General features: G+C 35.4%; 12 protein-coding genes. All 12 read right to left on the bottom strand.

Features of this window, described 5'->3' with window-relative positions:
* A partial coding sequence (locus tag ACLIBH_RS11850) for a glycoside hydrolase family 20 zincin-like fold domain-containing protein (RefSeq protein ID WP_439316917.1) occupies nucleotides 1–1,989 on the bottom strand: 1,989 nt, incomplete at its 3' end.
* 29 nt (nucleotides 1,990–2,018) lie between these two features.
* The gene (locus ACLIBH_RS11845) at nucleotides 2,019–3,071 is read right to left on the bottom strand and encodes a sugar ABC transporter substrate-binding protein (protein WP_439316916.1); all 1,053 of its coding nucleotides are present in this window, start codon (nucleotides 3,069–3,071) and stop codon (nucleotides 2,019–2,021) included.
* A 25-nt stretch (nucleotides 3,072–3,096) separates the two neighbouring features.
* Nucleotides 3,097–3,885, bottom strand: a complete 789-nt coding sequence (locus ACLIBH_RS11840; RefSeq protein WP_439316915.1) for an SDR family NAD(P)-dependent oxidoreductase — start codon at nucleotides 3,883–3,885, stop codon at nucleotides 3,097–3,099.
* A gap of 25 nt (nucleotides 3,886–3,910) precedes the next feature.
* On the bottom strand, nucleotides 3,911–4,747 hold the full coding sequence (locus tag ACLIBH_RS11835) for an amidohydrolase family protein (protein ID WP_439316914.1): 837 nt from the start codon (nucleotides 4,745–4,747) through the stop codon (nucleotides 3,911–3,913).
* A gap of 27 nt (nucleotides 4,748–4,774) precedes the next feature.
* The gene (locus ACLIBH_RS11830) at nucleotides 4,775–5,242 is read right to left on the bottom strand and encodes a RidA family protein (protein WP_439316913.1); all 468 of its coding nucleotides are present in this window, start codon (nucleotides 5,240–5,242) and stop codon (nucleotides 4,775–4,777) included.
* Entirely contained in the window at nucleotides 5,239–6,372 is a 1,134-nt protein-coding gene (locus tag ACLIBH_RS11825) for an aminotransferase class V-fold PLP-dependent enzyme (protein WP_439316912.1), read from the bottom strand. Before ACLIBH_RS11825 ends, ACLIBH_RS11830 begins: the two co-directional genes overlap by 4 nt.
* A 19-nt stretch (nucleotides 6,373–6,391) precedes the next feature.
* Complete coding sequence (locus tag ACLIBH_RS11820; protein WP_439316911.1) at nucleotides 6,392–7,096, bottom strand: GntR family transcriptional regulator; 705 nt, start codon at nucleotides 7,094–7,096, stop codon at nucleotides 6,392–6,394.
* Between the two features lie 604 nt (nucleotides 7,097–7,700).
* Complete coding sequence (locus ACLIBH_RS11815; RefSeq protein ID WP_439316910.1) at nucleotides 7,701–8,843, bottom strand: plasmid pRiA4b ORF-3 family protein; 1,143 nt, start codon at nucleotides 8,841–8,843, stop codon at nucleotides 7,701–7,703.
* 146 nt (nucleotides 8,844–8,989) lie between these two features.
* Entirely contained in the window at nucleotides 8,990–9,805 is an 816-nt protein-coding gene (locus tag ACLIBH_RS11810) for an SEC-C metal-binding domain-containing protein (protein WP_439316909.1), read from the bottom strand.
* A gap of 796 nt (nucleotides 9,806–10,601) precedes the next feature.
* Nucleotides 10,602–12,308, bottom strand: a complete 1,707-nt coding sequence (gene ptsP / locus ACLIBH_RS11805) for a phosphoenolpyruvate--protein phosphotransferase (RefSeq protein WP_439316908.1) — start codon at nucleotides 12,306–12,308, stop codon at nucleotides 10,602–10,604.
* Entirely contained in the window at nucleotides 12,308–12,574 is a 267-nt protein-coding gene (locus ACLIBH_RS11800; protein WP_439316907.1) for a phosphocarrier protein HPr, read from the bottom strand. Before ACLIBH_RS11800 ends, ptsP begins: the two co-directional genes overlap by 1 nt.
* 27 nt (nucleotides 12,575–12,601) lie before the next feature.
* Nucleotides 12,602–12,964, bottom strand: a complete 363-nt coding sequence (locus ACLIBH_RS11795) for a PTS glucitol/sorbitol transporter subunit IIA (RefSeq protein WP_439316906.1) — start codon at nucleotides 12,962–12,964, stop codon at nucleotides 12,602–12,604.
* Nucleotides 12,965–12,976 lie beyond the last annotated feature (12 nt).

The raw sequence follows: 12,976 nt of genomic DNA, 5'->3' as shown, positions 1-12,976 counted from the left end.
ACATGCTTTTGTTCCAGTTTCAGATACTGGGTTGACATCAAAAAACATTTCTTTTACTAAGTCAAAGTTACGTTCGTTATGATAAGCCATCTCCGTTAAATATTTACGCTTAGCTTCTTCTGTTTCAGCATTATCATAATTAATCGATGCAAGACTTAAATCATAAATAATTCGATTTCTCTTATGTGCATTCTCAATTTTCTCAAAATGTTTTCGATAAATTTCGAGCTTTGGATCATCGCTAACTACTTTTAATATGTTTTGGATTTTATCCATTATATTCTGCCAATCATCGATTGCGTGTTGTATAGTAGGTATATCCCTTTTCTCTACTTTATTACGTAGAAACGGAAATTCCGTTGGGAATATTTTCATTTGGCTCTCGTGAATTGTCAGCATATTTTGAAGTACGTATAATATGTCACCTTTTAATTCAGGGCCAAATGTGGAATGAATGGCATAATCATAAAATTCGTCCGGATCCCTATAAGATCCCCAACCATAATAGGAATGGACCTGTAGATGTAAGAAATAACCGTACCACTCAAACATATATCCATTAATTCCTTTTACTTTCTCTTCTACCGAGCCAATATGCTGCTTGATATCGTTTTCAATATACTGGTGATTCGTTTCTTCTTCTGCACGTAGCACATTGCTTTGAAAAATTCGATATAATCTTCCCATTGTAGAAGATACAGAATTTGCTTCTGAATCTCGAGCGTAAATTCTATCTTTCCCAAATGCTCTAACCCATTTTGGAAATTCATCATCAGAAACATACAGTCCTGGTGCCCAGAAAAGAACAACATCGTTAGGTATTTGGCTTTTCACATACTCCAAATATTCTGGATCTTTTTCTAAAGGTGGCTCTCTCCATGCCCTTAATCCTATAATACAATTCGGGTTAACTTCTTTTATTTTTTTATACAAGAAATTTAGTAACCAATAATTTGCATGGTGTTTTGCTTCAGCAGGTGTTCGGTCTGCCAAAAACCGTTCTGAACATGCGTCACACGTACAGAACCAGTATGATTCCTCACTTTCCTCAAAATCTATGCCATCAAATCCTTGACGAACTACTTGTTGGATTGCTTTTCCGATATATTCAACGTTACTTTCATCACTTAAACAAAGTGAGTCGAAATCGTTAACGAACTTTCCGCCTTCTGGTAATTTCATACGCTTATCTTTATTAATACTCGGATAGCCGCCATTGTAACTGTTTAATCCAATGTAAGCAAAAAAGTCTACGCCTAGCTTATGCCCATATTCAATTAATTTTGGCAAAAATTCATTAGAAAGGTTCGGGTGGAGGTATTCCATTTCCACCCAATTTTCACTTTCATCATTCCATATCTTCATCTTATAATCTCTTAATTCAGTTTCAGGATGCTCTGGAAATTCAAACGGCCAATACCCATACATACACATATTGAATTGGTTAATTTTGTAATCTGAACAAATATTTAAATATTCGACCCATTCATCATAACCCCATAGTTGCATATCGAATCCAATTCTGCCATATCCCGCATACCAAGCAAATGTATTTGATACAGAACGCCTTTCAATGCTTGGCCAATCCACAATGGAGCAATTCTCAAAATAATACTTTCCGTCCTTAGGCTTCAATAATTGTTTTAACGTAGATAGTGCGTTTACAAACCCATCACGTTCTAGATAGGCAATGTGTACTTTATTATCTTGTATAGTTAGTTCGTATCCTTGCTTCCGAAAAAGTTCTTTATCAACAGTGGAATCGATACCTTGAATATTATTTACTAAAACTATATCTATGTTATGTTCTTTTTGCTCATCAAAACAAATGGCAATTTTAGTATAGTTCCACATTTTCATATTAATAATTTCAGAGACTTCATCTTTCGTATCACTGGATTGGATTTTAAAATTAAATCCTTGGAACAATTTTGTTTGACTCTCGTCACGATTATATACTTTAGGTTCCGGTATTAGACCGTACATCATGTTATCATCCTCCATAAACTATATAATTCTTAATTCCCAAGCCATTCCCATTCTTGCCAATTAAATTCATCTATATTATCCGGTGTAATTGCTTCTGGTTCAGGTAGTGGGTATCTATCGTCTAATTCTTTCCCATCCATTGACTCAAGCAATGCCTGTAATGCTGTTTCTCCTAAAACAACCGGGTCTTGAAGAACTTCACCAATCCATGACTCATTTCCTTCTTGGATGTAACCGAGCACCTCTTTGTCCCCAGCCATTCCGATGAATTTAATCTCACCATCTTTGTTCGCACTAACTGCAGCATTGTATGCACCTAGAACCAACTCATCATTATGTCCTGATACAATATCTACATCTTTCGTTCGTTGTAACACGTTTTCAAATAATGTTTGGGCAGAGTTTCTGTTCCCTTCAGAATCACCTTCATCAATGATTTCTGCATTTGGATAATTCTCTAATACAACTTCTTTAAAACCTTCATATCTGTCATTAGAAGCTTCTCCTGAAGATGGGAGTGAAATATATACTAGAGTTGGCGATTTTACACCCTTTTTATCTAATTCTTCTACAGCGATTTTTCCAGCGACTTCACCCATCGCTCTAAAATCGTGGCCTACAAAAGTTTCCCATACAACATCTTCTTCACTGTCTGGAGTTTGAGGATAGTCACCTACAACAATTTTAATTCCTTGCTCGTGGAGCTTTACCATAGTCGGAATAATCGCTTTTGTATCGGTCGGAAAGATAACCAGCCCGTCAATTCCTTTTTGCGCCATATTTTCTAGTTGGTTAATTTGTGTATTGATGTCATTTTGACTATCTTGAAAGTCAAACGTGACAGTTTTCTTGTCATATGTTTCAGCATAGGTTTCCATACCTTCAATCGTGCCTAGGAACCACGGCCATCCATAATTCATTATTGCTCCACCAATTAATAACTCATCACTTTCTTCTGTTGCATCTGCAGTTTCCTCATTATCCGTAGAACTGTTTGTTTCCTCACCTTCTCCGTTGCTACATGCAACTATAAACATAGAAACTAAAACCATAAAAATTATTTGCAAAAAGCGCTTTTTCATTTGTATTCCTCCCCATTTATATTAATTATCTATTCATGTGATCTTGGGGCTGAGCAGCTTTCACACTTAAGCCGCCATCCACCATTAATAAATGCCCATTAATTTGCTCGGCGTCGCTTGAAGCCAAAAATGCAACCGCATCTCCAATTTGCTTTGCTGTACCTAGTCTTTTCATCGGATTAGCCTCAACTTCTTGCTTATAAATGTTTTCATCCTTTAAGTACTCTCCTACAAAAGGAGTATCAACAGTGCTCGGACCAACTGCATTTACATTGACATTATACTGTCCTAGTTCAATTGCCAATGCTTTTGTTAATTGATGTATAGCTCCCTTTGATGATATGTAGTGAGGGATTACAGGACTTGTTACAACAACACTTGCCGTGGAGGCAATATTAATTATTTTTCCATATCTCTGCCCAATCATTTTCCTCGCAGCTCTTTGTGAAACAAAAAATGTTCCTCTCACATTCGTATCATAAGTTTTATCCCAAATATCCTCTGTGACATCTAAGAATGGATAAAAAGGAGCAACACCTGCATTGTTTACAAGAATATCTACCGTACCCAGTTGCTCTTCTACTTCATCAAACATCTGGTCAATTTGCTCTTTACTCGATATATCCGCTTTTACAATACAAGCTTTAACGCCTAACGCTTCTACCTTTTCTTTTACCGCTTCTGCCTTTCCATTATCTGAGCGATAATTTATAGCACAATGTGCACCTTCACTGGCCAATCTTAATACTACTGCTTCCCCAATTCCTTGTGCACCGCCAGTTACTAAAGCCACTTTATTCTTCAAATTCTTCACAAACCGTTCACTCCTTAAAATTGTCTCATTTGGATAATTTATAAAATTTCAATGCATTGTTTCCAAATAAATCATCTAATTCATCTTTTGTGAACGAAATGTTTTCTAACAAAGATTTATACACATCATTATAGGATCCAGCAAGAAGACATACTGGCCAATCACTTCCAAACATAATCTTCTCTTTGCCAAACACTTCAATACAATGATTCACATACGGCTTAAAATTCTCTACTTTCCAGTCATAATGGTCATCTTCTGTTATTAGCCCTGACAATTTACACCATACATTTTTGTTAGAAGCAATTTCAGCTATTTTTTCATCCCATGGACTAATAATTCTATCTTTTATATAAGGTTTTGCTAAATGATCAACAACGCCTCTCAATTGAGGGAAGATTTTGAACAATTCAATTATAGAATCAAGATGTTTTGGATTTATTAAAATATCTAAAGGAAAATCATCCTCTACTAATAATTCCACGTTTTTTAATACATCATCACGCAATATCCACCGTTCATCTTCAATATCTTGAAGCATAGGCCGAATTCCTATAAATCCTTCTCTACTTTGATATTCCTTAAATAATTCTGGAAAACTATCAGCTTCCAGGTCTAGCCAACCGACAACACCCGCAATAAAATCATGTTCTTCGTATAGTTGCAACATATATTCTGTTTCTTCTACGGTTGCTGCAGCTTGTACAAGGATTGTCTTATCAATATTATGTTCCTGTAAAAGTGGAACCAGTTGTTCAGGTAAAAAATCACGATATATTTTTTCGAAATTTGGCGTAGGGGTAAGCCATGAATAATCTCCTCTACTTAGTTTCCAAAAATGCTGATGTGCGTCAACTCTCATTCCAACACCTCCTAAAAGTTAAAACACCTACTTTCTTAATTCGACTATAAGTTCAATCTCAACAGGGATGTCAAATGGTAAATTGCTCGTTCCGATTGCAGATCTTGCATGCTTACCTGCATCTCCAAATACTTCTTCAAGAAAATCCGACGCACCATTAATCACGTATGGCTGTTCATTAAAATCAGGAGCACTGTTCACAAATGCGAGCATTTTCACTATACGTTTTACATTTTGAAAACCTCCTGCTTCCTTTTTTATTACAGCTAAAGCATTAATAATACATTGTTTCGCTGCCTCTTGACCTTCTTCTAATGTATATTCTTGACCGACTTTACCCTTATAAATAAATTCTCCATTTACACTGCAATCTTGTCCTGACAAAAATAGCAAGTTTCCACTTTTAACAGCTGGTACATAAGAAGCGAGTGCCTTCCTCTCCCCAGGTAGTTCAATTTTTAATTCCTGTAGCTTTCTCTCTACTTTACAATTCACGATATTTTTTCACCTTTCTTTATATTGTTTAATTCTTTTAGCAAAGTTTCAATTTCCTTTTCGTTATTATAAAAGTTCACGGAAAACCTTAATCTACCATCTCCCCCCCATATTTTTATATTTTTCCTTTCAAGTTCATTCATTACTTCTTCTCCATTCTTACAAGCAACTGCTATATTACCAGCTCTTTTCTCTCTGCTTTCTGGGGTTAATAGTTTCCATCCTTGCTCCTTAAGTTGTTTTATTAATTCTCCTCCTAGTTCAATTACTTTTTTTTCTATATTTTTAATACCAACCTCCAATAAAAGACGAGTTGAATTTTCAAGTGCATAAATCCCTGGATAGTTATTAAATCCTAATTCAAACTTTGTAGCATCTGTATTAAAATCAAAATCTTCAAATCTTTTATCATGAAATATAGATTGAACAGATCTCCATCCTACTCTCTTAGGATTTAATTTTGGTAAATAATCCTCTGATACATATGTAACACCTATCCCATGTGTTCCCAACAACCATTTATAAGAACTTGATACCATCATATCGAAGTAGTTACTATTCACTTCAACTACACCCAATGATTGAGTTGCATCAACTAATAGAGGTACGTTTTTGTTATCCGTAATTTTTTTTAATTGTTTTAAATCATGCTTGTATCCGTTTACATAACTCACATGACTTATAGCCACTAAGCAGGTTTTATCATTTATCTTACTTTCAATTTCATCGACTCTAATTTGTCCTTCAACAGATTTAAGTAATATCACTTCAATCCGTTTTCTTTTTTGTAAAGATAGTAAAGGTAAGACAACAGAAGGGTATTCTAGATCGTTTATAATAATATTGCTCCCTGGTTCAATGTCCATTGCTTCTACTATATTATTTATAGATTCAGAAGCGTTACCTGAAAAGGAAATCTCGTTTTCTTTTGCCTGTATCATGGCAGCAATATTAGTTTTCAATTGATTCTCAACTTTATTAGCCTTTGCCCTACCTAACTCCCCTTCACTTTTATCTAACAAATATTTTTTTAGAATTTCTATGTTTTCCTTTAGCGCGGGACTTTCGGCACCTGTATAAAAATAATTGGTGTGTTCAAGTCCTATAAACTTATTACTATATGATTCCAACACTATGCCCTCCTGTTGTTTAAATTGGAAAATGATCTATTGTACTTTTTGTAAAATAATTATTTTCATCTGTATCGAGAAAGTTTTTGTATGAGCGAAAAATATGATTTCTCATCACCTTTTCTGCATTATCAGGATCTCTCTCTTTTATTGATTCGATTAATTCTCTATGCTCCTCTACTTCTTTTTTCTTCGTATATTTCGTACCTAAAATACTGTTTACAATGGCTACTTGAAATGAAATAGTTTCATTTACGTTAATTAACCTTTCATGTTTAGACATTTTAAAAATTGAATCATGTATTTTAATTGAATCATTTGTTATAGAAACAACTGAGTCATCTTCCATTTTTACTATCATCTGTTGAAATATATTTTCGATTTCACCTACTTCCTCATTTGATGCTCTATGTGTTGCTAGCCTAATAGCGAATGCTTCCAACATAGCCCGAAGCGAATAAATTTCAAAAATATCATTTTCATTATATTTCTTTACGAAGTATCCTTTATTTCTTACGTTGATAATTATATTTTCTCCAACCAAATGCTGAATAGCTTCTCTCACTGGAGTTTGGCTTATTTCAAGATGTTTAACAATTTCTTGTACATTCACCTGACTACCTGGTGGGATATAGCCTTCTACAATCTGTGATTTTATGTATTGAGCTAGTTCATAACTTAAGCTTTTTTTGTTTAGAATAAGACTCCTATAATTAATTGTCATTATAATTCCTCTTTTTCTATTTATCTGAAAATTCTACATAATATATTTTATAAATAATATATTATATTATCTTTTCTAACTTGTCAATATATTGTTTCTTTTTTAATTTTAAGACTGATTAAATAATTATGTTATATACAATTTGAAACCCTATGCATGCAGAAAGTGTCTCGGAGCGGAATGTCGCTAAGGTTAAACAACATTCTCGTTAGAAAATCACAGAATTAGTTGAACTGGCAATAAAGAAGGGGGTTAAAATACCAATAGAGGAAGAAATGATAGATCATTTTTATCACTACACCACCATGTTCTCAATTATTTTATGTAGAAGTCTGAGTCCAGTAATCGATTTTAATCAGCAAGATTATTTTCAACTCTGAACGAAAGTGTACATACTTACCTTGACATTTATATTCAGATTCCACGTCACCATGGACACCCTTGCGTTAGACTAGCAGCTGCTTCTGCCGTCGCAGTTCAAGACTTACACCCTATTAAACTACACCCATGCTGGGCGCACCCAAAAAAGGAAGCCCGTCCATAAACAAGGCTTCCTACAGTACCCAACGATTAAAAATTGGTTTTATTTAGCGGCTCTCCCACATTATTTACTTTTCAACATCACATTGATGCGACCCAGTTCAAATCCAAAAAACAACTGGCTACTTGCCCATTGCTTCATTTGCTCATGATCGGGATGTTCCGGGTCGTTCATTATTTCAAGGAATTCCAAATATCCGCCTTCACCGCCGACGTCCTCGGGTGGTGTATCCCCTTTTCCATCAAGGCAGACTGGATGATTTGCAGGATAATTTCCGATCACCCTCGTCACGTCAATCCGATGGCGCCAGTCATCACCTAAGTCGTAAATGTACATCAGAAGTTTAGCTGCAGGGAGATATTCAGCCAGCTTGATTCCTTTCTCCAGCTTCATCGGAATTTCGTCCGAATAAGCAAATGCTTCTTCATTATCAACGAGATTGACAACTACCTTCGCGCCCTCCTCCATAAAAGCAGGATGATTAATAGACATATCCTCGCCTGTTTCTTGCTCATCAAATATGTAAAATTCATGCAGATGATAATCCTCCCAGCCAAAAGCTGTCTGCAGTATGTGATGCAATTGCGGAAAAGTACGGTTCAATGGCACAATTAATCGGCGCCAAATTTCTTTCGTTTCTAGCATCAGCTGTACATGCATTTCTACTGCCCTCACACTAAAAATTTCATCCTGGCCAGTCAGCTCCTTTAAATCTTCATACAATGCCTCATTTGGATGGATATATCCTTCTTTTCCCCTACCAACCAACATGCGGCTCGCATGCATACTCGTCTTTGGTTGAATCATCGCTTCTTCATCTATTTCACGTTCAGAAAAAACTGCTCCTTCACAAGCTTTATTCAATCTGGCAACTAAACTTCGATTTTTCGTCTTTGTAAATTGCACTTCTCCAGCTTGGGCAAGATATTTATCAATCACACTTTCCTTTAAACCTTCTTCACTCCAGACGGCCCGAATTGCTTGTTCAATGATTGCATGAATTCTGGAAAAATCTTTTGCCCGCATACCGTACAACACAATCACATATTGATTTTTGTCATTCATTAATACAACCGATTGTCTCCGATTAAGCCGAATTACATTGGCATGCCAGGAAAAAAGTGCATTTCCTTCGTTTTTCTCTGCCAATGGTTCGGACTTTAACTTTAAGTGATCAAGTAATTTTTTAGTGCAGTGAAATAACATAATAAAGCCTCCTTTGGCTATTGAAAATTATATAGATTTCTTAGGAACATGCAGCTGCAAATGTAAAAATATTCATTATATATATGTGGTTTTTTTCGTATTATATTGAACTACTCATTCTACATATTTAACGTCACACACCCTGCTTACTTTCCACAACATTTTTTATATTTCTTACCGCTGCCGCATGGGCATGTATCATTACGTCCGATTTTTTGACGCTTGACAGATGTGTCTTTAGGGAGCTCTTTCATAATTTTCTTCAGTTCCTGAATCGATTTATAACTCTTTCTTTCTTTATCCCTTTTTATCATTTCGATCTCACGTCTAGCAGCGTCGGCTTTTTCACTCATGTCCAGCTTAGTATATAATTCTTCCAATCGATCAAGAACATCCTCCCTATCTTTCAAATCCGATATATCCAACCCCGTTTCAAGAATATGTACAGCTTTTTTATAGTCCTGGTATTCATCATGAGCAAATAAATCGTATTGATCAGACCAATTGATCCAACCCCAACCATCCTCGGGGTATTGATGAACAAAATCTTTATACAGCCTTTCTCCTTCTTTAAAGTTTCCTAACATCGTATAAGACTCTGCTATCATGCGTCTTTTTAGAAGATTATTATACTCATCTTTGCTTTCAGACATAGCTATATAATCTCGACAGAAATCAATTCGCGTCTGCAAATAACTTTTTCTCGTAGCTGAAGCATTATGCAGTTCCATTTCAAAATCATTTGACCAATTGTATATACTTTGCAGTCCATGAAAAGCTTTATCCATCATTTCGATATATGGAATTTCATAATGTGCCATGATCTCTTTTATTCTTTCCCATAGTTTCAACCATTTATCTGACGCATTCGTAGAATGATTTTTCATTGATTCGGTATAGCCTTCTTGCATAAGCTTGTCCAGTTCTTCCTGAAGATCGTCTGATAAAACAAAATTACTCAACGTCGTTCACCCTTTCAGAAGTTTGAGAGCCACGAAGGATAAATACCTCTTCTCCCCAATAGCAATCAGTTAAAATAACCACTTCTTTTATCGTACTATGAAATGATCTCCTTCGTACATATAAACACATATTCATATTTTTCCATTATTAGGAGGACCGTAGTTACAGGCGATGAAATGTACCGTAAAAAATCTACCACATACGAATGAAAAACAGATAATATTTTAAGGTTTATTTGAGTAATAGCTGCATATACTACTAAGTTTGGCCATTATGTCCACAATTTCATTGTGCGTGCTAAAATGGTACGTAAAATTATTACCGTTTCAAAAAAACGCCAGATTACATTGCCTTTAGCCTTCTATAATTCACTTGATTTATGTAATGAAGTGGAATGTATTTTAGAAGACGGTGCTATTATTATTCGATCACTACAGAGAAATGATATGGAATTCTCCGTTGAAATTTTAAAGGATTTGATATCACAAGGATTGTTTGGCTCCGAATAGAACAATTTAAAACAAAAAGCAAAGGAATGAAGAAGGCCGTTTCGTCATTGTTGCAAGAGGCTGATTCGATAGCCGCTGGAGAAAAAACCTCCGCTTCATTTGACGACATCTTTCAAGACGATTAAACCCGATGTATAAAATTCGATTTACAACCGCAGCTGAACGTTATTTTAAATTCTTCACTATATTTAGCCATAAAAACACCCCCGAAAATTAGATTTTCTACTCTAACTTTTGGGGGGCGGTCCCTACACATGAACTTTATTACACAGGCTTTTCATTTCCATTAATCAATATACTTATTTAATTGTTCAACAACTTCCTTTTCTTCCCTGCATGCTTTCACCATTACTGCAATCTTCTCTAAGTCTGCTTTAGACCGTTCATTAATAAAAGCACGCGATTCTAAGATTGAAGAAGCACTTACCGATAACGAATCTATACCCATACCGACGAGTACCATTTGAGCAGTAGCATCGCTTGCTAATTCACCACAAACACTTACTTGCTTCCCTTCGCGATGGGCCGCTTCAATTACTTGTTCAATCATTTTAAAGATTGCTGGATGATGCGCTTGATATAAATAAGAAACATTTTCGTTCATCCGATCGCACGCAAATGTATATTGGACTAAATCATTTGTTCCAATACTGAAAAAATCAACTTCTTTTGCAAACTGATCTGCCATCATAATAACCGAAGGCGTTTCTACCATTATACCAATCTCGATCGCATCACTAACTTGTATTCCTTCATTTCGTAAGTTTGTTTTCTCCTCTAACAGCAATTGCTTAGCAGCATAAAATTCTTCAAACGTCGAAATCATAGGGAACATTATTTTTAAGTTTCCATATATACTAGCACGCAGTAATGCTCTTAATTGAATGCGAAATAATGCCGTTTCCTTTAAAGTATAACGAACGGCTCGCAAGCCTAAAAACGGATTCATTTCATCAGGAAGTGTTAAATACGGTAATTCCTTATCTCCCCCAATATCAAGCGTACGTACAGTTACAGGGCGATCTCCCATTGTTTCTAAAACTTTTTTATACGCTTCATATTGTTCATCTTCTGTTGGAGCTTGCTTGCTTTCCATGTATAAAAACTCGGTTCGATATAAACCAATGCCCTCTGCTCCATTATTCACTACCGCTTCTAAATCAAGTGGTGAACCGATATTCGCAAATAAATTCACCTTTACATTATCCTTTGTTTGTGTAGAAGCATTTACATACTGTTTTAGTAATTCTTTTCTACTTAGTTCATTTCTTAATTTCGTTTGATAGTCTTCTAAAACAGAGCTTTCTGGGTTAAGCAAAACCTCTCCACGCGATCCATCTAAAATTATCATGTCATCTTGGCGAATAATTTCACTCGCGTTTGACGTACCAACAATTGCTGGAATGCCCATTGTACGCGCCATAATTGCAGAATGAGACGTTCTACCGCCAATATCCGTTATAAATCCTTTTACATATCGAACATCTAATTGTGCAGTCTCAGAAGGGGTCAAATCCTTCGCAACAATAATGACTTCTTCTTTAATTAAGCTTAAGTCCGGTAATAATTTATTTAATAAATGCGACATAATTCTTTGAGTAATATCTTTAATATCCGCAGCTCTTTCTTTCAAGTATTCATCATCCATAGATTCAAACATGCTAATATAGGATTGCATTACTTCGTCTACCGCTGCTTCGGCACTTAGTTTTTCTTCACTTATCTTTAATGTAATAGCGGAAATTAACTCTGGGTCTTCTAAAAGAAGCAGATGAGCATCAAATATTTTCGCTTCATCTGTATTTTTTACTTTTTTTTGAATAGATTCAAGATCAGTTTTCGATTTTTCAATTGCTTGATCAAATCTTTCCAACTCTACGTCTGTTTCAGTTATTTCCTTTTCTTCATACGATAAATCAGGGGTGTTTAGCAAATAGGGTCTCGCTATTGCTATCCCTTTAGATGCAGCAATACCAGCAACTTGTTTACTCATTATTCAGCAATACCTTCAGCTTTTAAAAAGGTTGTAAGCATCTCGAGACCCTCTTCTTCATCGTTTCCTTCTACAACAATTTGGAAAGAAGCAGTATGCGGTATACCTAGCGCCATAACTCCCATAATTGATTTCATGTTGACCGTTTTCTCTTTATAAACAAGACTTACCTCTGATTTGATTTCACTAGCCTTCTTAACAAGAACAGTTGCTGGCCGTGCATGAATTCCTTCTTTTGTAATAACTTTAAATGTTTTTTCAACCATTTGAATAGACCTCCACCAACGACGTTATTATTCTGACTTTTTAAATTTAAGCGCTAATCCAGTAACTAAATCTGGAATGTCCTTCTGCTCTACAACAATCGTCCCTGGCAAATCATCATTCGACGGAACTGAGAATTTAATTGTACAATGGCCTAGCTCATGTAGTGTTTCGTTCGCCTTATCTCCAACCGAAAGTACTTCATATTTTGTATCGCCTAGGATAAAATAATCTCCTTTAGCAACATTTCCCTTCATCTTACTTTCCTCGTGAACTAAAGCAATTGATGTTAATTCGTCTGGGACATTTTCATTAAATAATACAACCATCTTTTCTTCTAAAAATGCATCTACATCTTCCCCGATTTTTGTTACCTTTGATTCATAGATCATCTTTTTCTATCC

The organism is Virgibacillus sp. W0430, assembly GCF_051846935.1.
GTDB lineage: Bacteria > Bacillota > Bacilli > Bacillales > Amphibacillaceae > JBPYCR01.
Note: the sequence above shows the minus strand (reverse complement) of the source record. Positions and strands in the feature narration are given on the sequence as shown.

What these genes read in the sequence shown, in the direction of transcription:
- ACLIBH_RS11835 (WP_439316914.1), bottom strand. Translation starts at nt 4,747, where the DNA reads ATGAGAGTTGACGCACATCAGCATTTTTGGAAACTAAGTAGAGGAGAT.
- ACLIBH_RS11820 (WP_439316911.1), bottom strand. Translation starts at nt 7,096, where the DNA reads ATGACAATTAATTATAGGAGTCTTATTCTAAACAAAAAAAGCTTAAGT.
- ACLIBH_RS11815 (WP_439316910.1), bottom strand. Translation starts at nt 8,843, where the DNA reads ATGTTATTTCACTGCACTAAAAAATTACTTGATCACTTAAAGTTAAAG.
- ptsP (WP_439316908.1), bottom strand. Translation starts at nt 12,308, where the DNA reads ATGAGTAAACAAGTTGCTGGTATTGCTGCATCTAAAGGGATAGCAATA.
- ACLIBH_RS11795 (WP_439316906.1), bottom strand. Translation starts at nt 12,964, where the DNA reads ATGATCTATGAATCAAAGGTAACAAAAATCGGGGAAGATGTAGATGCA.
- ACLIBH_RS11845 (WP_439316916.1), bottom strand. Translation starts at nt 3,071, where the DNA reads ATGAAAAAGCGCTTTTTGCAAATAATTTTTATGGTTTTAGTTTCTATG.
- ACLIBH_RS11800 (WP_439316907.1), bottom strand. Translation starts at nt 12,574, where the DNA reads ATGGTTGAAAAAACATTTAAAGTTATTACAAAAGAAGGAATTCATGCA.